The sequence below is a fragment of the Saccharolobus shibatae B12 genome, assembly GCF_019175345.1.
In the GTDB taxonomy this organism is placed as follows: Archaea; Thermoproteota; Thermoprotei_A; order Sulfolobales; family Sulfolobaceae; genus Saccharolobus; species Saccharolobus shibatae.
The window spans coordinates 286,591-312,772 of the sequence record NZ_CP077717.1 but is presented as its reverse complement, the minus strand read 5'-3'; the positions used below and the strand labels follow the sequence as shown (position 1 = coordinate 312,772).

Sequence of the window (26,182 nt, the reverse complement as noted above, 5' to 3'; positions counted from 1 at the left end):
TATAATGATTGTTAAAAATTTCATTGCTGGACCACTTGCAACAAACTCTTACCTAATAATTGCGGAAAAGGAAGGAGTAGTAGTAGATGCTGGAGGAGATATGAGTGAACTAATACAAACCGTAAGAAAGGAAAAAATTAACATAAGGTATATAATAGCAACTCACGGTCACTTTGACCACATCATGGGAGTAAACCAAATAAAGAGGGAATTCCCTTCATCAGTTTTCCTAATTAACGAAAAGGATTTAGGATTATTAAAGAAAGCGAGTAGTATGGCCCAGTCATTTCTTAACCTATCAATTTCAGATGTGGTAAAACCTGACGGTTTTGTAAAGGAAGGTGATGAAATAGAATTGGGAAGGGAAAAGTTAAAAATTATTGAAACCCCCGGTCATACAATGGGTAGTATTTGCATTATAGCAAATGGATACATATTCACTGGAGATACGTTATTTTACGGAACTGTTGGGAGGACTGACTTAGGTGGATCTGAAAAATTGCTGAGAGAGAGTTTAGAAAAATTGAAGAAATTACCAGATGAGATAATAGTTTATCCTGGCCACGGTCCATTTACAGTATTGGGATATGAGAAAGTAAAGAATCCATTCCTTACAATGGACATATTACCATAAGTTAACGCAACTTACTTTCCAACCTATTTTCTAAATCATCTAAAAATACGCCCAACCTCCTAGCAACCTTTTTATCTTGTATTGATTGAATCTTATATCTTATTTCATTCAAAAGCTCTTCTGCATCTTCACACTCATCGCAATCCTTAGATGAACAATTAACACATTCATCTACTAGTTTTTCCGCCTTATCCAGTAGTTTTCTAACCTCACTCTCCATAACTCTATATATTATGAGGTGTTATATAACTATTTAGTTAAGATAGATTAAGAAGTGCCTTGTTGATCCATTGGATATTTTTCTATTAATCTACAATCATACCCGTTCCCAACTAATGTATAAGTACGCAATTTACATTAGCGACAGTCCTTGAATACACTGGAAAATTCAATAAGTCCATAAAGCAGTTAAAGCTCCATGTTGCTACACCTCTTATATAAAACATATTAATCAGAGCTGAGTAACACAGACTTGACTGGGATACAAGTATCATACCTCTTGAGCGTAGAGCTAACAAACCTAATTTATTCACACTGTAGGATTCTCCCTCTCTATACATTAAAATGCTTAAAAGCTTAAATTGGTTCTTATAATTATGAGCCAAGAAGAGAGTGGACCATTCTTCGAGGATTTTAAAGTTGGTCAAAAGTTCAAAAGCAAAGTTGGGAGAACAATAACGGATGTTGATAATATTTGGTTTACACTTTTAACAAATAATTCTAATCAGATTCACTTCAATAAGGACTACACAGAAAAATATTTTCCAGGTGAACCGTTTAATGGTAGGCTAGTGGTTAATGGCTTCCTAACACTTACAATTGTAGCTGGACTATTAGTTGAGCAGACCAGTCAAAATGGGTTTATGCTGGGAATAGAAAACGTTAAGTTTTTACACCCGGTATTTTCTGGTGATACTATTTACGCTGAGGCTGAGGTCATTGAGGTTAGGGAATCTAAGAGTAGACCCGGTTTTGGAATAGTCAAGATAAGATCATATGGATATAACCAAAAAGGAGAGAAACTCATAGAGTTCGATAGAGTATTTATGGTGAGGAAAAGAGGTGCAAAATGGTCTAGCTAGTGAAGGCTGTCTCATTAGGGTAAGCTTGGGCAAACACTGTAACGTTATAACCACTAATTTGGAGGACAACAGAATAGTTCCATACGTAACCTGGTAATGAGAAATTATAAATAAGAGGCTGTGGAAGGTGCTTGCTATTAAGGGACTGTGCTTGCCCATTAGTTATTATAAATGGTATTACTTTAGAGGTAACATTATAAATTACACTACCTTTCATATAATAGACACCCGTTAGAGTGTAATTACTACTCCCCCTTAATACAATGAGAGTAGAATTAGCCCAAACTGAACCTGAGGAACTTTTTGGATAAGTAGAATTGAAAAATATTAGAATTCCACCACCATTTATCTGGTTCTTTAGAACTTGAACATAGTCTAGTTGTTTGACTGAAGGTACAGAGTAGTTGCTAAGTATATAAAACAAGGGAACTAGTATTAATACTATTATTATTATAGCAATAATGAAACCGATATATTCTGATTGAGCCTTCCTCATGGCTAATCACTACAATTGTTCCCAATTTTCTATTATATTGTAGCTAACCGTTATATTCATTGGTTGATTAATTATAACATAGGATGGAATATTAGGAAATGTGTAAGTAAAGGAAGTTCCATTAGAGTACTTGAATATTACCATCTGTGCACTATGGAATATTACCATTTGTCCATTATAGGAATATGTTCCATTGAGATTAAAAGTATAGCTACCTCCAATTATCCAATAACTATTATTATAGTTATATACTGTACTGTTAAGGATTAAACAAACTTGATTATTTAAATAATTATAATCTTTCATGTAGACCTTGTAATAGTTATAATCATTTTTATAGTTTAAATATACTGTAGGATTTGAGCTTCCGGGGGGTACAAATATTAAAAAAGATGTTCCTCTATACACATTCCCGTTGTATATTGAATATGAATACATATAATGTCGTATTATACCATTAGATTGTTGTGTAGTATCATTAGCCTGTAAAGTAAAAATAGTTATATTAACATATCCCGCTGGTACAGTAATCGTGCTAGTCCCTTGTAAATTATAATTCACGCCATTAACTGAAACCTCTATAGCAATATTACTATTTATATTATTATCACTGTTAACTTGTAAATTCAAGCTCACATTGCTGGTTAGTAAACTATAGTTGCCTATTAGTACTAAAGGTTGTCCTTCTAACGTAACCTTAATTCCTTGACTAATAGTTGAGTTGACTTGGGCCATTCCTAATACTATCCAATTATGAAATACACCAGTTATAATCTGCCCCTTAGAGCTCTGATAAAACACGTACTGAGGCAATCTAGCTACAAAAGTCCCAGACTGGTTCGAGAACGCAATTGGAGTAGCGAAATTCTTATAGGTACCATATATATTCGTAGTAACGTTAGTAGATACTGATAATGGTTTACTTGAGATATATATTTGAGTCAAAACCTCTACTCCTCCTTTACTCGCAGTCGCAAAGAGACCTATTGATGATCCAGGTTCCAAGAAGAATATATTACCTAATGATGTGACTATAATGATTGGTCTACCTTGAATATAGCTAGGTAAACTAATAACTTGGCCTTTTGATACTACTAGAGGATAATTAATTGAAGTTACATTTACCCATATTCCGTTTGTATTGAGATATAGAATACCTACTATTGTCAAATTTGAGGGGGGTACAAAAGTTCGATTAGAATACACTGCGTAAATTGAACTACCGTTATAGTATAAAGATGGATGGCCAGTAGTTACTTGTGAAATTTGAAGGTTTTTTAGATAGACGTAATTGTTAACTATAGAACTTGTAACAGTATTACTCTGCGAAGTACTGTTTAAATAATATAAAAATGGTATGAAGACTAATAGAATAACAAATATGAGGATAATAACGGATATTACGTTAGAGAGGGCCTTACTCTTAACCATTATTCCCACCGTATTTCCATTCCTCGTAATTAATTATGATAAGGGAAGAATTTATGTATATTATACCGTAATCCCCACTTTGACTTTGAGGAGAGTACGGATAACCATTAGGATACGTTACATTATAGATAATCACATTCTGCAGACTAGATAACAGACCAGTATAATTTGTACTACTATGACTTGTGACATTAAAAATTGTGAAGTTCCCGCTTAACTCTTGCAAATAGTCTAAAGTAATTTCCAATTTCGTTCCACTCTTGAAATATATCTTTTCTGGAACGTAGTTTTTAATGTTACCGAGTGTAATAACTTGATTTGTTCCCAAAACTTTAACTTTAAGTAGTTGTCCCGCTATACTTATATTAACTGGAGTAGAATTGTGTGAAGCCCAAATATCTGAAGGAAAGTAGAAGTAATTTTCCACAATCACTAAGTAATATGTTTGATTTAGTTGGTAATTACCAGTAATTTTGCCATTACCATTGACGAAGACTGTATAACTGTTGATTATACTTATACTACTAGTGTTTGTTGATAAACTTGCGAACTGATAACAATTTATTTGACCATCTTGTATCGTTACTTTTCCATTCTGATTAGACTGCATGGATATACCATTCTTAATTGGCATAACGTTATAAGCGCTTGTATAGGCGCTCGAGGTATAGTTGAAGGTTATATTATAATATAAGGGAAATTGTATTATATGATAACCGTAAGTTAATTGCAATTTTAATCCAGTAGAATTTATATAGTACTGTCTATTATCTATTAATACTGGTATTGTCTTGTTAAGTGAGGTTAAGGTAACTTGATTATTATTCTGATTTATAATATTTCCTAATGGTAAATTACTGGTATTTATCACTACTGTAAATCTCTGTAATTGTACCTTATATATCGCAGTTAAAACTAGAGGTCCGGTTGCAGTAAAAGTGGTTGAAAGTTTAGAAGGTGAATCTAAATTCCCATATCCTATTAGAGTCCAGTTCTGGAATGTAGCGGTCAAACCATAACCTTGTAAGAATATGGTAGAACCGTTCTTATCACTAATTGAATAAGTCCCGGGATTTAGATAATAGACTTGCGGAGTTAAAAATGATTGATTCGCCCCTAAAACCATCTGAATGCCTACTGGAATTACCTTGCTCCCATTTATCGCAAACGCATTAACATAAACTGGAACCTTACTTGCAGGCCCCGATATGGTAATTGTGGTAGCTGAAGTGTTTGGATTTAGAAAATAGAAATTAGCCTGAGAAGATACTATTAAGATGGGCTGATTAAATGCAACTCGTGGTAAATAAATGTTCTGATTTCCATCAACTATGATTGAGTTTTTAAGAGCTGGAACCCATGTACTGCCATTAAAATAATAAATTTGCGTTATATTAAATGGATACGGTATTGAGTTATATAAAAATTCGATATAAGGTATTAAGGAGGAATTGTAATAGATATTGGGATTTCCTCTGAATACTTGATTTTCTTCATTTTTCTGAAGTTGTTGATAACCAGTACCGGCAATCTGCCCTTGACTTGAATATATTGGAGTTGAGTTAAATATCAGTAAAGCTGGTATCAACACTGAGAGGAGAATTATGAACATGACTATTAAGAATATTGCCGAAGATAGTGCTTTCCTCATGTTGAAGGTACCCCCGTAAAGGTATATGCTATTCTAAACCAATAACCATTTGAGTTATATAATACCCAAACTACTAAAATATAGTTACTCCCGCTTACTCCATTCACCACTACCGTGACTGGAGTATTAAATGGCACTGTATATGCTGTTATTTGAGAATCGTAAGTTATTCTACCATTTACATCATATATTGGTAAACTTATTGTAAAACTTTTAGCTAAGTTACCATTTGATAAATAAACTGAAAACTGCGGAGGTGACTGAGGTGTTACTAATCCTACATCTTGCTGTAAATATGAAGGTTCTGGGAAGACTATTAAAGTAACGTTCCCAGATATTGCTGGATTATATGCCTCGATTACTGTGCTTGCACCTGATGAACCAATTATTAATGGTCCAACAGATATTGTCGTTGACGAGGATATAGAGTTGGCCTGTTGTTGAGCTAGACTAAATAGCTCGTGAGGTATGAAATAGGCGGTAGCAAAACCAAATAATACTAATCCTATTAGAACCACAGCAATAATTATAATGAACTCCTCTATAACTTCTGAAGGCATCTCTAATCTTCATTTAGAAAAACTTATATATAAATCCTTGTTTAATATTCTATATATGCCTAGTTCGGTTACGAATTTATTGATAATAATCGTTACTGTTATAATCGCTCTCTCTGCGTTTGCAATATACTCAGAATTCTTTTCAGTTCAAGGTCTTACATTCGTACAAGAGGAGAATGTGATAGGTATTTCTAAAATTGTTCAAGTGACAGTTTCACAAGTTTCGTTTAAAGGTTTACCACCTAGTTATAATTACTTTAATGTTAGTTACTTAATATGGATTAACTCACCTACTAAGTATGTGACTGTTATACCTTTCGTTGCTTCACCTCTAGTCAACCCGTTTTACATTATTCCTAACAACAATCAAAATGCAATTATTCTCTCTTCTACCCCTAACGGTTATACTACATTAAATACTAACTTTTTTATTTTTAGTAATAATGTATACTTGCCCCAACAGAGCCAATTAATTGCCAAAATTAATGGTTTTTATGCCTATAATTTGACCTCAAATCGGAGTTATATATTATCGGCTAAAGTCTCGAATGGCCAAATAATTATGTTATGGATATTGTACTATTATCAAGGTAAGTGGTATAGGTTAGATTACACTTACCTGAACCCATCAAATGCTGGAATAGGAGTTTATGTATTATCTGGGAGTGGAAAATATGTGGGAAATTCTAAAAACACTAATTTTAAACCTCCGCATCAAGTAACAAGCCAGACTGCATTGGGCTTTGGACTATGGTTCCAGCTTATGCCTAATGCGCCTACCACGACTTATCTTTTTAACTTAACTATTACACCTACTAATAATGAAAATTTCTCAATTTTAGCTTGGGTTATTGGGAATAAGTTATACGTTGGGACCTACGATCTTACCAGTAATAAATATATAGGTCAAACCTATCTGATAACGCTTTCTCCGAACTATTGGTATTTCATTAACTTTAGTCTCGGAAGTCAAGCAAAATTGTCACAAGAGGTTAACTTTACAATTTATAATTTGAGCAGCCAAAAACCGCTTAACAATAGTATATTAGGAATTACAGAATCTAATGGATACATATCAACAGTGAAGTTTGGCTCGTCATCAAAAACTGTTGTAATATCTCAAGCTTATTTTGTAACCTTGCAAAATGTGAATGGTTTAACTAACTTCTATAACGTTTCGAGTACAATATTCAAGAATGGTCCGCTATACAACAATACTTATAATTACAATTGGACTATAGTCCACTCTAATAATTTATTGTATGCAATAGGTTATTGGTATTTTGTGTATCCAAGCTATCCACCTTCTCCTACACTCCCTGGAATACTATGGTATTGGCCTAACGGAATTAGTAAAACCAACTATCCCCAAATATATTACATACCGGAACAAGGTTACAATACATACGTTTTTGTATAACAAAAATCATATACTCCTTTTATTTATTTTGATAATTCTTCAAGTTCAATCTTTGACGCCTTAGGTCCTAAAATTGCTACAACTAGAGTTACTATAAGAGCCATTATAAATACCACTGTGTACATTGCAACTGGTCCGTTACTATATAGTACTATTGGTAAGAGAGTTAACCAAATGTAGTTTCCTAACCTACTTAAGGAGTACTGTACACCATCTGCAAAAGCCCTTACTCTAGTTGGATATAACTCAGCACCGTATTGATGGAAAGCATTGGAAAATATGTTTGATAGGAAACCAAATGCGAAGCCAGTTACTACTGCCTCCAGAGGAGAGGAGGAGAATCCAAAAGCTAATCCGACTAATCCCATTAATAACATTACAATACTTACCTGCCATTTTCTATCAAACTTTTGACTATCTATGATGAATATTGATGCTAGAGAACTAATAAAGTACGAGGTATAGATTATCATGGTGTACTGTAGTGTATGCACTAACGTGAAACCTTTCGCAAATAGCACTGATGGTGCTAACGAGGCAAAGCCATAATATACTCCAGCTTGTAAGAATTCAAAAATCCATAGCATTACTGTCCTCTTTCTATACAGTGGCGAGAATAGTTCAGATATCTTAACCCTTTGTGAAGTTATAACTTGAACTTGTAATGGTTCTCCCAATTGCCCCTTTTCCTTAATCGCTATTTCCTCCATCCTTCTAACTATTTTTTCAGCCTCATCTAATCTTCCCTTACTTTCTAACCATCTGGGAGATTCTGGAATTAGGAATCTAAATGGTATTATTGTAAGTATACCTAAGCCTCCTATTATGAATAACCATTGCCAACCGTATAGAATGTATTTATGAGGCAGAAGAAGATAAGCTAGAACTGCAACGACTATAGGTGCAGTCCACGCTGCAGTATAACCTATTGCTAACGCCTTACCTCTGACAGTCGACGGAAAAAACTCCGTTATTAAAACGTCTAAAACTAATATTGCCTCTGGTCCAACTCCTACACCAGCTATAAATCTTAATATTCCAAAAGTCAGAATATTTGGAGAAAATGGTATCAACAGCAACGCAATTCCGGTTATTGCCATGTTGATTATTAGCGCAGTTCTCCTACCTACTGAATCTCCTATATAGTTGAAAATTATCGCTCCTACAAATGCTCCTAGAAAGAAGATTGCAACAGTATAGTAGATTCCAGTTGCCGATGATACTTTAAAAAACGATGCCACTTGTGACGCTACAAAGCCTCCAGTAAATAGATCGTAGAGTTCGAAGAACTCTCCCAGAGTTAAGAGGGCTAAGAGTCTCGTATGAAAAGAAGTCCAAGGCAGTCTTTCTATTCTCCCAGCGATACTCATATGTGTTTATAAATTAAATAAACTAATAAATTTTGCAAAGGGGAGATGGTTCGAAATTTTATGCAAATAATCTTATTTATCTTCTACTTTTTAACGTAAGATATGGAGAAAATTAGGGTTATCGAACTTGGAAGTAACATATCCGCACCGTTGGTTGGAGAAGTCTTAGCTGATTTAGGTATGGAAGTAATTAAGGTTGAGCCACCGCCTTATGGTGACGATAGGAGAAGGGTTAAGCCTGAAATTAATGGGATTAGTATTTACTTTGCTAGTACGAATAGGGGTAAGAAGAGCGTGGTAATTAATCTGAAAAGTGATGAGGGTTATGAGATCTTCCAAAGGCTAGTTAAAACTGCTAACGTTATAGTTACTAACTATAGACCCTCTGCATTAAAGAGGCTAAATGTTGATTACGAGAGTGTTAAAAAGATTAACCCCAAAATAATTTACTGTTCCATAACTGGTTTCGGTAATTTCACTGAGGAAGCTGATAGACCAGCTTACGACACCATAATTCTAGCCTTAAGTGGATTAATGGACATGACTGGGGAGGAAAATCCGGTAAAGTTTGCTACCTCAATTTCAGATATCACTACCGGACTACTTGCTAGTATAATGATATTATGGGCCTTAAATAGGGGAGGTCCATCTTTTATTGATGTTCCAATGATCTATACTCAATTTTATTTAACCCTAGAAGACGCTTACATGTATTTAAATACTGGGAAAGTTCCCAAGAGGATGGGATCTGCACATAGATATTTAGTACCTTATCAGGCGTTTAAGACTGCCGATGGTTACATATACGTTGCTGTATTTAATGATGAGCAATATTTGAGGCTTTGTAAGGCAATAAATAGGGAGGACTTAGCTAAGTTCGATACTCTCCAAAAGAGGATTGAGAATAGAAATTATATAATAATCGAGCTGAGTAGAATTTTTGAGAAAAATACTAGAGATTATTGGGTTGATTTATTAAGTAAGGCTGATGTGCCAGTTGCTCCAATATTAGACCTTGGAGAAGCATTTAAAAGATATGGTAATAGGTTGGTTTACGAGAATGAGGGCGTTAAGTACATCAATTTCCCCATAAACGTAACGCCAAATAAGAGTAAAGCACCTAAACTCGGTGAGAATACTAAAGAAGTTTTACTTGAGTTAGGATATTCGAAAGAGGACATAAACAAGCTTGCTGAAAAAGGAATAATAATGCTAATATGATTTAGGAAGTCCTAATATGTGATGAGCGATGTATGCTAATACTAAATTTTGTGACACTGGGGCTACCTTATATAATCTAGTCTCCCTTAGTTTCCTTTCTATTCCAGTTTCTACGGCATATCCGTAACCTCCATAAATGTCCATTGCTACATTTCCAGCCTCCCAAGCTATTTCAGCTGCCAGATATTTTGATACGTTTGCGTAATTTCCGATAGTTTTTGTATCCTTCCCTTCTTCTAGTGCTCTCAAACCTTCATTAAAGTAAGAGGAGAGGGATAGTAATTGAGCATATACTTTAGCTATTGGAAATTGTACACCTTGGAAGCTACCTATTTGCTTATCGAAAACTACTCTATTATTAGCGTATTCAACTGCCTTGTTTACGAACCACTCAGCGTTGCCTATCATTTCTGCAGCTATCATAAATCTTTCAGCATTTAATAGATCAAGCAAGTAATAGAATCCCTTTCCAACTTCCCCTAAAACGTTTTCTTCTGGCACTTTGAGACCGTCAATGAACATTTCATAAGCGTTAGTGTTTGACATGGTCCTTATTTCCCTCATTTCAATTCCTTCCCTTCCCTCTCTTAGATCAACTAAAAACAAGGTTATACCATCAGTCTTCTTTTCAACCTTTTCATAGGGTGTTGTTCTAGCTACCAATATCATAAAGTCAGTGTGTTTTACCCTAGAAATGAATATCTTATGCCCCTTTATAACGAAATTATTCCCAACTTTCTCTGCAATTGTCTTAATTTTCGTCGTATCCGAGCCGACTTCTGGTTCAGTTAACGCTAATGACAATACTTTAGCGCCATTTGCGATATCCTTGAAGTACTTTTCTCTTACCCTTTTTCCAGCGTGTTTTGAGAGTAACGCAGTGTTGTAGTAATGTCCGTGTACGAAATATGAGTTACCGCCTTTTAGATTAATGCTATATAGGATTAAGGAAGCGAGTCTAACTCCTTTCCCAACTCCACCATATTCTTCTGGTATTAAAATTGATCCTAATCCCAATCTCATGAAGTCATCGAGGAAATCTATTGGGAATTCCCTCTTTTGGTCCTTATCTAGCCAATACCTTTCGTTGTATTTTTCCATTAATTGGTCAACTGTTGAGAGAATGAGTTTTTCTTCTTCATCTTTTGGTTGCAATAACATACAAATAAAAGGTAATTAACTTGTTTATATAGATTTTCCATTAAATTTCAACCGGAATTGGTAATTTCGCAACATAACCGCCTATAAAACTCTGCAAAATGAAGGAAAATCCCACCAATACTCCCATATACGTTAATGGAATTAGGATGAAGGAGTAAAATAGAGCTGGAATTTGGGCATAGAACTCCTCGGTCTGTAACGCAATGTCTTGTAAGACAAAGTTTTGATTTTGGAGAGGTGAAGTGTTGGATATTAGTATTGGTAAGAGGGGGAGCCCCACGTAAAACACAACGGTAAAAGCTATTAACATGCTTCCAATTCCCTTCCCCATCTGAAATGGAAGAGCCATCAATAATATTCCAACTGCGATGAGTACCATATATGATGATTGAATGAAAAGACCCAGATCCATGTAGAAGTTTAGTAGAATGAGTATGTCTGTTAGGAATGAAATGTATTGTAAAAGTGGTGTTACTAAGGAGTAGAACTGGCTAGGTACTTTAAAGTGATAGAGTATTATTGCTATAATACCGTATAGGAATTTCCCCATATTGATTGCCACACCGGTTTGGATTTGAAGGAGACCTATGTCTAAGTAAAAGATACTCCAATTCACTCCTAATATGTTTTGCAATTGAGATAGTATGGAAAGGATGAGGCCAAAGATGTTAGCTAATACTGCTACGTAAATCGAGTTAACGATCATTTTATGACCCATCTCTTTGAATCCTCTCACTGGAATTGGTGAGCCGTAAAACAGTGCACCTATGGTGTAAGAGAGGGAGTCTATTACAATTGCTAAATAGAGTATTTCAAATGGTGAGTACACGAGAGCTTTTAAGAGATTATATTATCTGAGGGAAGACCGATATTATTTTTTAGTTAAACGTTAAATGTTAAACGAGATGAGCTCACTATCAAGCAGAGAAATTAAGTTAATATTCCTAAATTTCATGAGTTATACATTTCTGGTATATAACTATTCAATATTGTTAGTGTTTAACTCACCATACATCTCTCAAACGTTATTTAAAGGTTCATACGTACTCTCACTATTAGGAGTTTATGGCCTACTATTGATCGACGTAATAATGAGAGTTCCTGGAGCTTACGTATTGGGACCAATAAGCGATAGGTATGGTAGGAAATTTGTTACTAGAATATCCAGTTTAGGTTCAGCTTTGCCTTTAGTTGTAGTAGCGCTAATACCAGATCCCTCTCCCATATTGTTAATAATATTATATATGGTACAAGGTTTCTTTACTGGAGGATTATCCGCTGGAATTACTGTAGTAGGTGTTGAGGATCTGCCGGAAAGACATAGGGGTTGGTTTGGAGGATCTGGATTTGCTGTTGGCGGTTCAGCTTATCTTCTAGCGTCAATAGTGTTTTTCACAATAATTACTGTAATAGGTAGTTCTAACTATATTGAAATAGGATGGAGAATAATGTTCTTGACCTCTCTTCTCATATTACCCTTTGGATTCCTAATGCCGGAGTCCTTAAGGTTTAGGAGAAATAAGGAGAGAGTTAAATCTCCTGCTAAGGTGTTAATCTCGTCGTACAAGAGGCAATTTATATTGGCATCGACATTAACTGCCCTTTGGGCTTCGATGAACGCGTTGGTTAACGTCATGCTACCTAACTTTCTTTATGCCGTTGATCACTTATCAAAGATTGAAATAGGATATATGTCCTTGATATACAGTGTAGTAGCGATTATTTCGGCATTTATGGGAGGTGAATTGAGCGAAAGAATTGGTAGAAAGAAGATTTCAATGATAGGTGGTATTTTGGGAATATTGTTTTCACCCGTTTTCATGCTAATGCCCCTATCTTCAAGATCGTTAATTCCTATTTTTGTTTCAATTTTGGGCTTCGTTTCCGTATTTGGAGGTGGTGGAATAATGAGCTACGTAAACGAGAACTTCCCAACTAAAATCAGAAGCACCGGAGTATCTTTAAGCTGGAATATTGGATTCTTAGTTGGGAATTTCATTCCGTTACTCCTCACAACCATCCTTTATTTTACCTCAATAGCGTTATTTCCAGTGGTGGAAATGATAGCTATGCTTATTCTTGGTGCATTAATAATCTCGGTAAGCATTATCTCGCATGAGACAAAGGGCAATATAGAGAAGGAGTAATTCTTCCAATTATCCTCAATTTGTACCTCAATTCTTGAGATGTGTCTAACTTTTGCTCACACTCCTATTTTGGAAAACTTGAAGATTACGTTAAAATAACAACCTAAAGTTTCACCATTTAAGGTGATCAGATAGCTAGAACAAATTTGTTCACTTTCTTAACCTTACCTTCTAAAGAACTAATAGCGAAGGATTTAATGAGTGCTGCAATAGGACCACTTATCACGGTGTTCTTTACCAAACCAATATAATCGTCTCCGATCTTAAATACTATGGCCTTCTGTACTGGTTTAAACTCGACTTTCTCACCCTTTATTGCATTATTCATAGCAACCTCACCAGCTTGTAAGGAAACTTGTGCAGATTGTGGAATAAATCCATCCCTAAAGTTGGCACAATCACCAGCACCATAAACGAAATCGTAATCCACTGATCTGAGGAATTTATCAACTAGCATCCTATTGTTCTTATTTGACAATCCCATTTCCCTTACTATTTTAGGACCGGAAAAACCCGCAGAGAAGATCACGTAATCGCTCCTTATTCTCCCCTGTGTGGTAACTACCTCATTTTCCTTTACTTCCTCTACCTTAGCCCTTAGAATTACGTTAACGCCTTGCCTTTCCAAAACCTTTTGAACCTCCTTAGAGAAATCCGGGGTCAGATATGGTACTAATCTATTCTCCGCCTCAAGTAAATTCACAATATGGCCCCTCTTTCTTAATGCTCCAGCCAACTCAACGCCAAGTGCACCTCCTCCAAGAATTGTGACTATCGAACCCTCTTTAAAAGACTTAATCTTTTCCACGTTTTCCAGGGTAAATCCTTTACCGTAATTTTCAGCCCCCTTTATCCTACTCAAATCTTGCTCATAACCCAACGCAATTATTAACTTATCGAACTTGATTTCACCCTCAGTTGTTATTACCTTCTTCTCCTTAAAGTCAACCTTTAAAACCTTAGCCTTAACGTCAACTTTCCTATGAATTAAGGCGTATGATAAAGGAAGGTTCTTCTCTATAACCTCTACCAACCTTGGAGTAACCACCATGAAGTCCCTTTCGTCAACGAGTATTGCATTAGGATACACTAACTTAGCTGCAATACCAGCAAATCCTCCTCCTAATATTACTACTCTTTCATCTTGCATATGTTTATACTTTACACGTAGCTATTTAAATATTACAGCTAATCTCTTAACTAATGAGTCATTCTTTAGTATGTTTTGTTTTGATAGATGATGATACTTATATTTCTAACAACTTTTTAAGAACATAAGCGTTTATCATAGTATGAAAAGAGAGGATTTTTTATTAGTGTTAGCTTCCTCCGTAGGGGGAATAGTTTGGGGAGCTAACACGGTTATAATGGCGTTATATCTGAAATCACTTGGTCTAAATCCCTTAACAATAGGAGTAATATTGGGAAGCGCTATAATAGTTAATACGTTATTATCCTTATTCTGGGCAGTATTGGGAGACGCTTACGGGAGGAAGAAATTCGTATACATATCTAGAGGTGTTGGAGGACTCTCCTTTCTTCTACTCCTAATAACCCCTTATGCTTATCTTTTTACAAACCAAGGTTATGGTCTAATCTCCTCAATACTAGCTGAGAAAAGTGGAGATTTGGATAAGGCAATGGCTTATAGGTCATCCTTAAATACAATTTTTTCCGTAGTAGGTTCCTTACTGCCAATAGCGCTAAACTATAGAAGCATTATAGCACTTGACAGTATCGTAACGTTCTTATCGTTATTACTACTCATTCCAGTTAAGGAAAATTATAAGGGAACAAGGAAAGTGACGCTTAAGATCTCTTCCTTTAAGGTGTTAGGAAAACTCTCAACCGAGGCAATAATAGGATTGGGAGCAGGGGTCTTGTTACCTATGTTATCTTTATGGTTCAACTTAAGGTTTCACGCTACAGCTTCATCGCTTTCTCCAATATATGCAATATCAGAGATAACCTTAGCATTGGGTACCTTAACCTCGCCGTTTTTAGCTAAAACATTGGGTAGAATAAAAGCAATAGTAATAACGCATTTTGCCGCAATAGCCCTCCTATTTATAATGCCATTTTCCACTTCCTTATTTATTGCTGGAGTAATTTACATAATGAGAAACGTATTAATGAATTCGACTGGGCCATTGATGAATAGCTTAGTTTTCAAAGTTGTGAAAGAAGAGGAAAGGAGTAGGGTAAATAGTATGCTTCAGCTCCTTGATGCAATTCCCCGATCTTTAGGACCTAATCTGACAGGTTATTTATTTTATATTGGAAACTTAAATATGCCCTTCTTCATAACGGGATCGTTGTATCTGGTTGCAACAATTCTCTTCTATAACTTCTTTAAGGATATAAAAATATGAAATAATAAGAAATAATTACTTTAAAAAAGAAGAATGTATTTATACAAACGGAGTCCATTTGGCGAATCCAGTTAGGTGGCTAGGCACTGCCTCTAAACCTATATATCCTGCCACAAGTGCTGCTAGGATCAATAGTACTGCATCAATTATTAGGAATGCCTTGCTGACCTTAGCGTTATCAAGAAATACGGCAACTGGATAAAAGAAGATGGAAGATAAACCTGTTAATGCGTAAAGTGCTAATAACGCTATTGGTTCAAGGGTCATATTCTGTAAATAACCTGTCACTCCATAGTATATTGTAACTAGTCCGTACAATAATCCCATAAAACCTAAAACTTCCAGCTTATACTCATTTTTTATACTAACTGCAATGCTCATTAATCCAATTCCTAAAATTGGATATAAGTCGTAAAATAATATGTTGTAGCTACTAATCAATGGCCACACTAACAGTCCGTAAATTCCAGTAATTGTCATAAATGTTCCTAATGCTAGGAGTGGCATATACGCGCTCTTCATGGCGTTCCTATAGTCGACTACTGTACTATGGACTCTATAGGTCTTAAATAACGCATAAGCTAATACTAAGAAGCTAACTGCCATAGCTATGAGTTGACTTGTTAACGGATCTACGAATAAAGCCATTTTATCACCATTTATAATTATGGATATACTTGACTATAAGCAACACATGTTAAAGTATATACTTTTGTATCATAGTAAGATATAAGTATATTAGGATTTAGAACCCTTTGGATATACATTCTTTTTTAAATCTTTTAGATTTATTCAACATGTCCAACAAATTTAAAGAGAATAATTGAGTTAGCTTATAAATGTTATGTGTATAAATGTATTGAAATAAACGCTTATGTTATAGGCTTTTGTGAATACAATGTCAAATTATCTGAAAGATGATTAGACACTAAATGAGCTTGACAACTTGGCTTCCTCATTCTTTGGAGTAAGCTTTATATTTTTAAAAATCGAATATATTATTTTTAATATTTAGCACACAGTAGACGACATCTGTTATTACATAGAAAAATAGAGTAAAATTTTAAGCTATTAACAGTGTTATAGAAATATAGGTGATAAAAAATGATAGGAAGAATACTAAGTGGTATAGGTGGTATTATTGCTCTAATAGCTAGTTTAGTGAGTGTAACTACAAGAGAGCCACTAATTGATCATTTAGTAAAAATATTGCTCATAACTGGAGATGCAGTAGTAGGTATGGGAATAATAGGACTCATCGGCTCTCTAGCCACAATATATGGGGTATATAAGAACAACTGGAAGTACATGGTTAGCGGAGGTATACTAGGTCTGTTTGCTCCATGTATACTTTCGATATTAAGTATTATAGGCGGAGTTTTGGAGATTAAGGGGCAAAAGGTTTCTAAATAACTTTTTTGAGTAACTTTCTTTAAACCGATATTTTTTGTCCCTAGTTTAGTTGACTTTTTTAGTTGTCATGAAACTCTTACCTTATGGAATGCCCTAAAATCCTTGTCCTATTCTATGGATATGGTTCGATAGTTGATTTAGCTAAAAATGTGGCAGAAGGAGCTAAGGAAATAACAAAAGAAGTCAAATTGGCTAGAGTAAAGGAATATCTCCCAGAGGAAATGGTTAAGAAATTCAGAATTCCTATTGATACCGTTAAGGATATACCAGAAGCTACATTGTCCGACCTTGAATGGGCTGATGGAATTGTGATGGGATCTCCAACTAGATATGGGAATATGACTGGTCAATTAAAATTGTTTTTAGACCAAACTGCCGAATTGTGGATAAAAGGGGCATTGTACGGAAAACCAGTGGGATTCTTCACGGAGGCGTCAACAATACATGGAGGACATGAGAGTACAATATTAGCAATGGCGAATTACGCTTACCATCATGGAATGATAATAGTTCCAGTAGGATATGGAATAAGGGAAGTATCAAGCACTATGACTGGGGGAAGTCCATATGGAGCATCACACTTGGGAAATAAGAAGGAACTAGATGAAAACGAGATTGCTATTGCGAAGTTTCTAGGCAAAAGAGTTGCAGAAGTTGCAAAGAAGTTGAGATGTTAACGTTTATAAATGAACTCTTTTTTTGAGTACTTTTCATTAGCCAGCCTAGTTGCAAGCTTCAATTCCTCATCATTTATCCCATCGAGAAAATAATCGTCACTATGCAAAAGCGAAGAGAAACCTCTTATGAAAGCTTCAACTACTTCGTCATAGCTTATATTATCTTTTACTAAGTTTGAGAGATTGCTAACTTTATACTTTATCATGTTAATGTTGTCTTTTTTTCTGTAATTTTTAGGAGGTATGACCAATACCTTATGCAATATATCCAAATTAGATGAAACCAGAAGAGTTCCATGCAAAAGATACTTATCCTCATTTATATATCCGGCATTACCAGAAATCTTGTAACCCTTAAATGCAATGTCAGTTTCGTTATAAACCTCAACTCTTTCATTTACTAAACTCTCTATGGCACTGATTGTCCCTTTTAATAAATTGCCGTAAAGGTAATCTATACCACCTTGACCACTCGTTATGAAAGTATAGTTTATGTTCCCCATATCATGAAAGACTGACCCCCCACCACTAATCCTCCTAACCAATTTCACACCAAATCTCTCAATCATTTCTAAATTAACCTCATCATTCACGCTTGACAATATTCCTAAAATTACGCTCTTATCGTTTCTCCATATCCTTAAGGTAGGAAAGCCATTACTTTTTAATAAAAGTGCCTCATCCATTGCCACGTTCAAATAGGGGTCATTAGGATATTCCGTTAATAATACCCTAAGCTTCACTATGCTTTTATTTTCCATTATCAATTTATAGTTTGTGCAAGCTGAGTTAAAGATGCCTGAAGATATATGGCCTAGAAGAAGGGATTGGGGAGGGGAAATAGTCTCGTTATACATAAAAGAAGGAAGCGAAATTAAGGTAGGAGATGTTATAGCTGAGGTTGAAATTGAGAAGGCAATATTGAAGATTTTATCCCAGTACAATGGTAAGGTAGTTAAAGTTTTGGTGAAAGAAGGAGATAAGGTATCGCCTGGATCAGTTATAGCGTTAATAGAGGTTTAGGGGATGGAGAAAAAAGTTCAAATTACAGTTTACGAAAATGAAAACTTCAAAAGAGTTGCGGAGATTGTAAAGACAAAAAGTATTTCCACAGTATGTGAAGAGGCCTTATGTCCAAACATTATGGAATGTTGGGGGTCTGGAACTGCGACATTTATGATCATGGGAAGCATTTGTACTAGAGGTTGTAGATTTTGTTATGTGTTAAAGGGAAAGCCCTTGCAATTGGACGATGAAGAACCTAAAAGGGTTGCAGAAGCGGTAAAGGAGATGAAACTGGATTACGTTGTAATAACTAGCGTTGATAGAGACGATCTAGTTGATGGGGGAGCGCAACACTTCGCTAACGTAGTAAAAGCAGTAAAAGAACTTAACCCAGGTGTAGTAGTTGAAGTGTTAACCCCAGACTTTAGGGGAGATTTTAACGCAGTTAAAAAGGTAATTGATGCGGGGGTTGACGTATTTGCACATAACGTTGAGACTGTAAGAAGATTAACACCATTAGTAAGAGACCCTAGAGCCTCATATGAGCAAAGCCTTAATGTTTTAAAATACGCAAAAAACGTAATAAAAAAATCCTCGATCCTATTAGGTTTTGGTGAGACCTGGGATGAGATAATTGAGACCATGAGAGATTTGAGAAGTGTAGGAGTTAATATATTGGTACTTTCACAATACATGAGGCCTAGTCGTAAACAATTGGAGGTTAAGAAGCGTTATACTTTTGAGGAATTTAGGAAGCTTGAGGAAATAGCCTACTCTATGGGTTTTTCAGCCGTGGTCTCCCTACCATTAGCTAGAACCTCTTATAAGGCGAAAGAGACATATTTAAAGGCGATTGAAAATGCTAAGAGTAGTAGTTGATGGTCCTAGAGATCCATATTACAATATGGCAATTGATGAGTCAATAATGCTGAGTAGAAATAGTGTTAATTACGATACGTTAAGACTATATATGTGGTCTCCCTCTGGAGTAAGCCTAGGGAGGGGACAAAACGCTAACGCAGCGTATTTAGATAGGATTAAGGAGTTAGGCTTTAAGTTAGTGAGAAGACCCACTGGTGGTGGGGCATTATTACACCCTGAGGATAACGAGATTACATATAGTGTAGTATTGTCAACAAACAGTACAATAGCTAAGTTAAGTGTTGATGAATCTGCCATAGAGATCGCCAAGGGCGTCTTATACACTCTTCAAATCCTAGGGGAGAACGTTGAGATTAGAGGCTTAGGGGATATGAAAAAACATGATTTGTGCTATTTGAGGAGTGGTTCAAGCGATGTGGTAATAGCGGGGAGAAAAATATCTGGATCAGCTCAAGTAAGGGATGATAAAGCGTTGTTACAACATGGCACGTTGCTGCTTAAGTTTGAACCAGAAACTTGGCTAAAGGTTATTAGAACACCCGGAGTTACTGAAGAGTTCTTAAAAAGTAGGATAGCGGGCCTATTCGAGTTTATGGAAGTGGGAATAGATCAAATTTTTGACGCAATGATAAAAGGCTTCGCAAAGGCGTTAAATGAAAAAGACGTGTTTATGGGGAGCCTAACTCCAAGTGAAATAAAATTAGCTAATAGACTTTACAAGGAAAAATATTCTAACGAGAGATGGAATTTATTAGGTATCCAATAAGTCAGCAATGTGGTATACATCATAACCCATCGACCTTATGGCTAATGCACAAACGCTATTTGTTACAATAACTTTTTTAACACCGCTTTTAGCTATCTTTTCCTTCTTAACGTTTATCACCATGTCAGATAACTTAGGATGAGATATCCAATAATCTCCACCAGCACCACACTCGAAATGTGGATCCTCCATTTCACTTATTTTAACCCCCATTTTCTCGACAACGTTGCGAATATGCGTACTTAGCTTTTGTCTATATGCGTGACAAGGATAGTGAATAGTAAATGTATCGTTAACCTTAGGTAATTCTATGCCTTCTTTGATTAAAAACTCCGCAAAATCATATGCGTTGATTTCTATACCAAACCATTCCTTATACTCCTTCATAAATGCGGCACAATTAGACTGTAATGTTATGACCTTTTTACCCTTAACCTTTTCAGCAAGTTTCATTGCTAACTTTCTAGCGCCTTCATGATTTCCATTACTTATATGGGCTAAACCACAACATCCATTTATAATTTTTACCCTATACTTTTTGCTTAAGAATTTGTAAGCCTTTTCAACAGTTCTTCTAAATATAACGGATTCTATACAACCAGGAAATAATATTATATCCCCTTCATCATTAGTTTCCAATGGTTCTGAGATCTCATTGGGTTTAACGAATTTCATGAACCTTTCCATCTCTGGATAGCTATTTACCTTACCTAACAGTTTTAATGACTTGCTTAGTAATTTTGGGTTTTCCAACATCTTTTCCATTAAGGTTTTCTTTGTGGAGCTTTTCCTAACTGGTGTGATAATTTGAGCGTATTTAACACCTGCTGGACAAGCAGTTTCGCATAATCTACAATACATGCACGTCTCAAATCCAATACTGTTTATTCCAAGCCTCACTGCTTCTATTCTACCCCTAGGTGAATGAACTTCGTTTCTAGTTACAACATAAGTTGGGCAAGTTTCTAGACAAAATCCGCAATGGGTACACATTTCAGTTAATTTCAAAGATGAGATCATATATCTCCCTCCAATAAGTAAGTGTGAACCCTATTAACGGTATTACATATTTCATTCTTAGCCGGGGGGATTAACTTACATGGATTTAGAAGTCTCTTGGAATCAAATGCCGTCTTCAATCTTCGCATTAAGGTTAAATCGTCTTCCGAATAATAAAGCTTCATAAACTTTATCTTTTCTATTCCAATACCGTGTTCCCCACTAGGTACCCCACCTAATTTTATAGCCAATTTCGTTATCTCCTCAGCTGCCTTAATCGCCTTAATTGTCTCATCTACGTTTTTGGGATCGAATCCTATTAATGGATGTAAAGTCCCATCTCCAGCGTGAAAACTATTGGCAACTGGTAATGCATACTTCTTACTGATTTCATATGTGAATCTTAACATGGTGGGCAAGGTTGATCTAGGAACATTAGCGTCTAGTGTTAAGTAAGCTGGTGAATAGTAGGCAAATGAAGGAAAAGCCCCCTTTCTGCCCCACCACCATCTGTTTTTCTCTTCATCATCTTTAGGAAGGAAAACTTCACCATTATTCTCCCTTACTGCCTTTACTACCCTAGCTTCTTCCTCCTCCACATTGGCACCGTATCCATCAAGTTCTATTAAAAGGATAGCTTCAGCCATAGGGTAATTTGCCTTATATTGAGTATTCTCTATGGCAATTATGGAATTCTTATCCAGAAACTCCATTGCAGCCGGCGTTACTCCAGATTTATAAACACTTACAACGGCTTTTCCTGCATTGTCAATTGAATTGAACGATGCTAGAAGAGTCTTACTAACCTCAGGTTTTGGAAATAACTTTAACGTTGCTCTTAAAATGAGCCCTAAAGTGCCTTCTGCACCTACAAATATTGATGTGGGATCAAAGAAATTATTACCGCCAATTTCCTCAACCTTTCCGTCAGCCAGGAGAACTCTTAATTTTACTACACTATCGAAAGTAGTACCGTATTTTGGAGTGTGCATCCCCCCAGAGTCATGACTTATATTACCGCCAATTGATGATACTACATAACTTGAGGGATCTGGGGCATAAAAAAGGTTAGGATTACCTAGCGTTTTATTAATTAGAAAGTTTGCTAATCCTGGACCTACAGTGATTTCAAAATTATCCAGTGAATAAATTCTGTTTAGCCTTGTTAACGAAATTATGACCTCTCCTTGTGTCGGAGTTGTTGCCCCGCTTAAACTTGTCCCAGAACCCCTTACGAGGTACTTTATATTATTCTCGTTAAGAAAATTCACTAAGGAAATTACTTCCTCCTCACTTCCAGGTAAAACAACAACTGGTGGCTCTACTTTCAAAGGTATAAATGCAGGATAAGAATACAGCTTGACTTCATCACTTGTTATTACCCACTCCTCGCCTACTATCTCAGCTAATTTGTTAATCACAAGGTTAATGTCTTCAAGATGGTTTATAAAATACCCTTTCTATTTTCTCTTTGCCTTATATAAACTTCGCTATTAAAGTAATAACCCGGGTAGAAGAATATTATTGGGGTCAAATGCTTCCTTTAGCTTGTACAACGTTTCTTTATCGCTAATTCCCCAGTAATCTCCCTTATAATCTCCTCTTTCAACCACTACATGTCCGTTTATTTCTTGCCTTAGTACCTTAAGATTGTCAAATGAAGCTACTTCCAATCTACAATAACCAGTCCCAACTATTCCTATCGCCCTTTTAACCTTCATAATATTCTTAGCCTTCTTAATCTCCTCAACCTCTCTCCCTCTTACAGTATGGATTGAAATAATCCTTTCACTATCAACGTAGTTTATATTATAGAAACCATCTTGTCCTTTTACTCCAATTTCCTCCTCTATTTTGCTCATTGCCTTTTTAAATCCAATAAATGTGACGTAAGTCCTCTCGCCTTTCTCATCAACTTCGTGTATTATGGAAATTGGTCTATATTTACTGGTTAAGGTAACCTTATCTGTCTGAAATGTGGCAATCACTTCTGGAAATGGGTATACCTTTAGAGTTGCCTCCAGATAAATACCTAACCAGCCTAACATACCAGATAGAATTTTGTGTATTTTATAACCAGAAGAGAATTTAAGGGTTTTACCACCACCCTTGGCTATGATACCGTCTCCAGTTATTATTTTAGCCATTAATATTAGGTTTTTAGGATAACCGTAAAATGAAGAGAAAGGTGTAGGTAAGTTAGTTGCCATTAATCCTCCTAAGGATCCATCATAATACGCTGGAAGAAATAAGCCCTTAGCTTTTACCATTTCAAACAAATCTGAAACTTTTACTCCAACTTGTGATGTTACGTAAAGATCCTCGTCTGAAATCTCAATAACGTTGTTGAATTGGCTCAATTTAACTCCTATATCGGTATTAATGGGAGGACCTATATGATGCGCATTAAATGATAATGGATAAATAGATAACTTTCTCTCATTAGCAAACTTAATTACGTCCCTAAGTTCCTCATAAGTTTTTGGTATGGCTGTAATTTTCCATATGGTAGAACCCTCATTTTTTCCGTCTGATGTTTTGACGATTCTGGCTAACTCATCAATCCAATCCATTAATAGAAAAGTGGATAAATTATAAAAATAGTTTTTTATCGAGAGTACATTTATGCCAAAATACATTTACTGCGTAAATAAAGATAAATTGATACCTTGCGATGGTGGTGAATTTTATTACGTATTTGAATTTACGAGGAATAACGAGTTATTATTATCCAAATGTCAAAACGGTCACTGTGAACAAGTCTACGAAGCCATTTCGGAATTAGGGAAATATAGGTTTGCTTATGAGATAGACAACTTTGATGAGATAAGGGATAAAATAGATGATATAATTTCGTTTCTTATAAAATATAATCTAAAAATCTATTTTATTGGTGACAACTCCGTATTAGAGGCATTATATACACCATCACTATTTTACTACAAATATTTTGGACTAAAGGAAGCTAAGGATAAGGTAAATTTCGTAAAATCGTGGCTTAATAAACTCGTTTTAGCTAAAAGAGTTCTAGATGAAATAGGAATTATGGAATTCAAATCTCATATGGACACCTTAGATGGAAGGTATGCAATGTGGTTAAATACTGAAGATGAGTCTGCATCTTTTATCTCGCGCGAAGGAGATTTAGTTAAATTTTGGATTTCATATAATGGCTGCGATATATTTATCCAGAGGAAAGGAAAGAGTATTTGTATTAAGAGTGGATAGATTCTTTCCTGATTTCCTCAATCCCAATTTCTATTAATCTTCTAATTGCACTATACGCATCATTTATTATTTCATAACCATTCATCGTAAGAATTCTATTACCTTTAACCTTACCAATGCTAATGATATTTGTACCTTTAATTAGTTTTAGATCAAACTCTCCCTCAAAGTAATCAAAATTTATCTTTAGATTAATATCAGAAGCAATATCGTTAATAGCGTCTATAATATTCCTAATCAAAATAAACCTTTCCAAGAGAGTCCCAACGTTGTTTATTGTTAGCAACAAATAATTATCAGCCTCTTCCTCCTTACTCTCATCATAATTAATTATGTAATCAATTATTTTATTTATCCCGGTCTCGAAAATATCAATATTCTCAAATTTTAACCTATCAACATAATATATCTTATCGTAGAACAAGACAGCTATTTGCCTACTATCGTCTCCATCTTCTATATTAGCAAAAGCGTAAATTTTCTTACTTTCTATTAAAGAGACTATCACACTCAATATTATTACCTTATCATTAGCCTTTATCAAATATTGAACTTGATCTTTAATTTTATTCTTACCAATTATTGGATAGTTCTGTTCGATAATATTAGTCACATTGGCAAAAATTTCAGAATTAACGTAAAGAAATTTCCTAGAAGAAAGCTCAATAGATCTCTCCTTAACAAATTTTGAAATCGAAAACAAACAATACTTTACACATTTCTTATATTCATTAAGCTTGTACAGACCTTGATTGAAATAGTCATGGACTTCATTTAAATCAAAAATTTCACATAGCTTTTCCTGTCCATAGTAAAAAGCGGTATTACTAATTCTAGAGTCAATATAACTCCTTATTTCAATTAAAGAATCGTCTAACGATATTAGGACAACATCTTCCATATCGCTGACTACTATATCTTTTATTGCCTCTTGAAAAGTTTTATATAACGATGTTGGAATCTCAGCCCTTATCATTCAATTACCGTTAACTATATATAAAATTTAAATTTTAAGTTCAACTATTTCAAACAATTTGGAAAGTATCCTATATGTCATCCCCCAAATTCTATATTGCTTATAATAAAATGCGTTATCGCCCCTTGCGAATTCACTTTCGTGAACCCAAAATACCTTATCCACCTCCGCTGGATTCGGCCTTGGTTCTATTAGCTCATCAAGTAATGCAATATATGCCCTAACTTTTATTTTAGCATTATTAGGTGAGAATACTCCTAGACTGGACCTTATATTTGGCCTGATTCCAACTTCCTCCTCACACTCTCTGATAGCTGCTTTAAGAGTAGTTTCATTATCTTCTCTATGACCTCCTGGCAAAGCCATTTGACCCGACCACGGATCCTTTGGATTAGTAACTCTCTTTATCAACAAGATATACTGGCCTTTAGCTATTAATACTACAACTGCAGCATTGCTCTCATTATCATCAGTTAGTGGAAGCTGAAGAAGTTTACTAATGTTCATAATTAGAAACTAAAAACAGTTCCAATTAATTTTTATGCACTATTGCCTTCTAGCTTTTATTAATATGGAAAAACGCTTAAAAGGATAACGGGAAAAAAGAGCTATTCCATGGCTAGAAGAACTTGTCCTAAATGCGGTAAGGTTGTTGAAATCTTAGTGGAGCACGTTAATAACAAGGTTGTGA

28 protein-coding genes are annotated in these 26,182 nt (G+C 35.3%); 12 read left to right on the top strand and 16 right to left on the bottom strand.

Annotated elements, in window-relative coordinates; translation table 11 throughout:
- The first annotated feature begins 4 nt into the window (after positions 1–4).
- Positions 5–634: an MBL fold metallo-hydrolase gene (locus J5U23_RS02040; RefSeq protein WP_218266772.1), complete on the top strand. Its 630-nt coding sequence runs from the start codon at positions 5–7 to the stop codon at positions 632–634.
- Between the two features lies 1 nt (position 635).
- On the opposite strand, the gene J5U23_RS02035 is transcribed toward J5U23_RS02040, so the two are convergent.
- Positions 636–854, bottom strand: coding sequence for a hypothetical protein (locus J5U23_RS02035; protein ID WP_218266771.1), 219 nt, complete (start codon positions 852–854; stop codon positions 636–638).
- Between the two features lie 376 nt (positions 855–1,230).
- Between J5U23_RS02035 and J5U23_RS02030 the strand changes: the two genes are divergently transcribed.
- Positions 1,231–1,716 carry a MaoC family dehydratase gene (locus tag J5U23_RS02030; protein ID WP_218261048.1) on the top strand — a complete coding sequence of 162 codons (486 nt, stop codon included), beginning with the start codon at positions 1,231–1,233 and terminating at the stop codon, positions 1,714–1,716.
- Here J5U23_RS02030 and J5U23_RS02025 read toward each other — a convergent pair.
- Genes J5U23_RS02025 through J5U23_RS02010 form a run of 4 tightly spaced genes read right to left on the bottom strand, consistent with a single transcriptional unit; the run spans position 1,709 to position 5,854 of the window.
- Positions 1,709–2,212 carry a hypothetical protein gene (locus J5U23_RS02025; RefSeq protein ID WP_218266770.1) on the bottom strand — a complete coding sequence of 168 codons (504 nt, stop codon included), beginning with the start codon at positions 2,210–2,212 and terminating at the stop codon, positions 1,709–1,711. The genes J5U23_RS02030 and J5U23_RS02025 overlap by 8 nt on opposite strands.
- Before the next feature lie 9 nt (positions 2,213–2,221).
- A complete protein-coding gene (locus J5U23_RS02020; RefSeq protein ID WP_218266769.1) occupies positions 2,222–3,643 on the bottom strand; it encodes a hypothetical protein in 1,422 nt (473 codons plus the stop codon).
- Positions 3,636–5,294 carry a hypothetical protein gene (locus J5U23_RS02015; RefSeq protein ID WP_218266768.1) on the bottom strand — a complete coding sequence of 553 codons (1,659 nt, stop codon included), beginning with the start codon at positions 5,292–5,294 and terminating at the stop codon, positions 3,636–3,638. The genes J5U23_RS02020 and J5U23_RS02015 overlap by 8 nt, the downstream gene beginning before the upstream one ends.
- A complete protein-coding gene (locus J5U23_RS02010; RefSeq protein ID WP_218261044.1) occupies positions 5,291–5,854 on the bottom strand; it encodes a hypothetical protein in 564 nt (187 codons plus the stop codon). The genes J5U23_RS02015 and J5U23_RS02010 overlap by 4 nt, the downstream gene beginning before the upstream one ends.
- 55 nt (positions 5,855–5,909) lie before the next feature.
- Between J5U23_RS02010 and J5U23_RS02005 the strand changes: the two genes are divergently transcribed.
- Positions 5,910–7,274 (top strand): hypothetical protein, encoded by a 1,365-nt coding sequence (locus tag J5U23_RS02005; RefSeq protein WP_218266767.1) that lies wholly within the window; start codon positions 5,910–5,912, stop codon positions 7,272–7,274.
- A gap of 23 nt (positions 7,275–7,297) precedes the next feature.
- Here J5U23_RS02005 and J5U23_RS02000 read toward each other — a convergent pair whose 3' ends face one another.
- Positions 7,298–8,644 (bottom strand): MFS transporter, encoded by a 1,347-nt coding sequence (locus tag J5U23_RS02000; RefSeq protein WP_218266766.1) that lies wholly within the window; start codon positions 8,642–8,644, stop codon positions 7,298–7,300.
- Positions 8,645–8,746: 102 nt separating this feature from the next.
- On the opposite strand from J5U23_RS02000, the gene J5U23_RS01995 reads away from it, so the two are divergent.
- Entirely contained in the window at positions 8,747–9,865 is a 1,119-nt protein-coding gene (locus J5U23_RS01995) for a CaiB/BaiF CoA transferase family protein (RefSeq protein ID WP_218266765.1), read from the top strand.
- On the opposite strand, the gene J5U23_RS01990 is transcribed toward J5U23_RS01995, so the two are convergent.
- Complete coding sequence (locus J5U23_RS01990; protein WP_218266764.1) at positions 9,857–11,026, bottom strand: acyl-CoA dehydrogenase family protein; 1,170 nt, start codon at positions 11,024–11,026, stop codon at positions 9,857–9,859. The two genes, J5U23_RS01995 and J5U23_RS01990, sit on opposite strands and share 9 nt — an antisense overlap.
- Before the next feature lie 40 nt (positions 11,027–11,066).
- Positions 11,067–11,855: a DNA import protein CedA gene (gene cedA / locus J5U23_RS01985; RefSeq protein WP_218266763.1), complete on the bottom strand. Its 789-nt coding sequence runs from the start codon at positions 11,853–11,855 to the stop codon at positions 11,067–11,069.
- A gap of 64 nt (positions 11,856–11,919) precedes the next feature.
- Here cedA and J5U23_RS01980 point away from each other — a divergent pair, with 64 nt between their 5' ends.
- Positions 11,920–13,173 (top strand): MFS transporter, encoded by a 1,254-nt coding sequence (locus J5U23_RS01980; protein ID WP_218266762.1) that lies wholly within the window; start codon positions 11,920–11,922, stop codon positions 13,171–13,173.
- A 127-nt stretch (positions 13,174–13,300) separates the two neighbouring features.
- Here J5U23_RS01980 and J5U23_RS01975 read toward each other — a convergent pair whose 3' ends face one another.
- Positions 13,301–14,323 (bottom strand): NAD(P)/FAD-dependent oxidoreductase, encoded by a 1,023-nt coding sequence (locus tag J5U23_RS01975; RefSeq protein WP_218266761.1) that lies wholly within the window; start codon positions 14,321–14,323, stop codon positions 13,301–13,303.
- A 142-nt stretch (positions 14,324–14,465) separates the two neighbouring features.
- Between J5U23_RS01975 and J5U23_RS01970 the strand changes: the two genes are divergently transcribed.
- Positions 14,466–15,545 (top strand): MFS transporter, encoded by a 1,080-nt coding sequence (locus J5U23_RS01970; RefSeq protein WP_218266760.1) that lies wholly within the window; start codon positions 14,466–14,468, stop codon positions 15,543–15,545.
- 39 nt (positions 15,546–15,584) lie between these two features.
- Here the strand turns inward: J5U23_RS01970 and J5U23_RS01965 are convergent, their stop codons facing one another.
- A complete protein-coding gene (locus tag J5U23_RS01965) occupies positions 15,585–16,193 on the bottom strand; it encodes a DUF981 family protein (RefSeq protein WP_218259223.1) in 609 nt (202 codons plus the stop codon).
- A 456-nt stretch (positions 16,194–16,649) separates the two neighbouring features.
- Here J5U23_RS01965 and J5U23_RS01960 point away from each other — a divergent pair, with 456 nt between their 5' ends.
- On the top strand, positions 16,650–16,958 hold the full coding sequence (locus tag J5U23_RS01960; protein WP_218266759.1) for a hypothetical protein: 309 nt from the start codon (positions 16,650–16,652) through the stop codon (positions 16,956–16,958).
- Between the two features lie 83 nt (positions 16,959–17,041).
- The gene (gene wrbA / locus J5U23_RS01955) at positions 17,042–17,635 is read left to right on the top strand and encodes an NAD(P)H:quinone oxidoreductase (protein ID WP_218259221.1); all 594 of its coding nucleotides are present in this window, start codon (positions 17,042–17,044) and stop codon (positions 17,633–17,635) included.
- Here wrbA and J5U23_RS01950 read toward each other — a convergent pair.
- Entirely contained in the window at positions 17,632–18,396 is a 765-nt protein-coding gene (locus tag J5U23_RS01950; RefSeq protein ID WP_218259220.1) for a lipoate--protein ligase family protein, read from the bottom strand. The genes wrbA and J5U23_RS01950 overlap by 4 nt on opposite strands.
- 16 nt (positions 18,397–18,412) lie before the next feature.
- On the opposite strand from J5U23_RS01950, the gene J5U23_RS01945 reads away from it, so the two are divergent.
- The 3 genes from J5U23_RS01945 to J5U23_RS01935 are packed head-to-tail and all read left to right on the top strand — an operon-like array spanning position 18,413 to position 20,288.
- Complete coding sequence (locus J5U23_RS01945; protein WP_218266758.1) at positions 18,413–18,658, top strand: biotin/lipoyl-containing protein; 246 nt, start codon at positions 18,413–18,415, stop codon at positions 18,656–18,658.
- A gap of 3 nt (positions 18,659–18,661) precedes the next feature.
- Complete coding sequence (lipA, locus tag J5U23_RS01940; RefSeq protein WP_218266757.1) at positions 18,662–19,519, top strand: lipoyl synthase; 858 nt, start codon at positions 18,662–18,664, stop codon at positions 19,517–19,519.
- Positions 19,500–20,288: a lipoate--protein ligase family protein gene (locus J5U23_RS01935; RefSeq protein WP_218266756.1), complete on the top strand. Its 789-nt coding sequence runs from the start codon at positions 19,500–19,502 to the stop codon at positions 20,286–20,288. The genes lipA and J5U23_RS01935 overlap by 20 nt, the downstream gene beginning before the upstream one ends.
- On the opposite strand, the gene J5U23_RS01930 is transcribed toward J5U23_RS01935, so the two are convergent.
- The 3 genes from J5U23_RS01930 to J5U23_RS01920 all read right to left on the bottom strand — a co-directional run bounded on the left by J5U23_RS01930 (position 20,274) and on the right by J5U23_RS01920 (position 23,860).
- On the bottom strand, positions 20,274–21,308 hold the full coding sequence (locus tag J5U23_RS01930) for a (Fe-S)-binding protein (RefSeq protein ID WP_218266755.1): 1,035 nt from the start codon (positions 21,306–21,308) through the stop codon (positions 20,274–20,276). The two genes, J5U23_RS01935 and J5U23_RS01930, sit on opposite strands and share 15 nt — an antisense overlap.
- Positions 21,305–22,708 (bottom strand): FAD-binding oxidoreductase, encoded by a 1,404-nt coding sequence (locus tag J5U23_RS01925; RefSeq protein WP_218266754.1) that lies wholly within the window; start codon positions 22,706–22,708, stop codon positions 21,305–21,307. Before J5U23_RS01925 ends, J5U23_RS01930 begins: the two co-directional genes overlap by 4 nt.
- Positions 22,709–22,780: 72 nt before the next feature.
- Positions 22,781–23,860 carry an FAD-binding oxidoreductase gene (locus J5U23_RS01920; RefSeq protein WP_218266753.1) on the bottom strand — a complete coding sequence of 360 codons (1,080 nt, stop codon included), beginning with the start codon at positions 23,858–23,860 and terminating at the stop codon, positions 22,781–22,783.
- Between the two features lie 472 nt (positions 23,861–24,332).
- Here J5U23_RS01920 and J5U23_RS16055 point away from each other — a divergent pair, with 472 nt between their 5' ends.
- Complete coding sequence (locus J5U23_RS16055) at positions 24,333–24,515, top strand: hypothetical protein (protein WP_218260195.1); 183 nt, start codon at positions 24,333–24,335, stop codon at positions 24,513–24,515.
- Here J5U23_RS16055 and J5U23_RS01905 read toward each other — a convergent pair.
- Entirely contained in the window at positions 24,502–25,491 is a 990-nt protein-coding gene (locus J5U23_RS01905; RefSeq protein WP_218266752.1) for a hypothetical protein, read from the bottom strand. The genes J5U23_RS16055 and J5U23_RS01905 overlap by 14 nt on opposite strands.
- 27 nt (positions 25,492–25,518) lie before the next feature.
- Complete coding sequence (locus tag J5U23_RS01900) at positions 25,519–25,998, bottom strand: NUDIX hydrolase (RefSeq protein WP_218266751.1); 480 nt, start codon at positions 25,996–25,998, stop codon at positions 25,519–25,521.
- Positions 25,999–26,182: the final 184 nt, after the last annotated feature.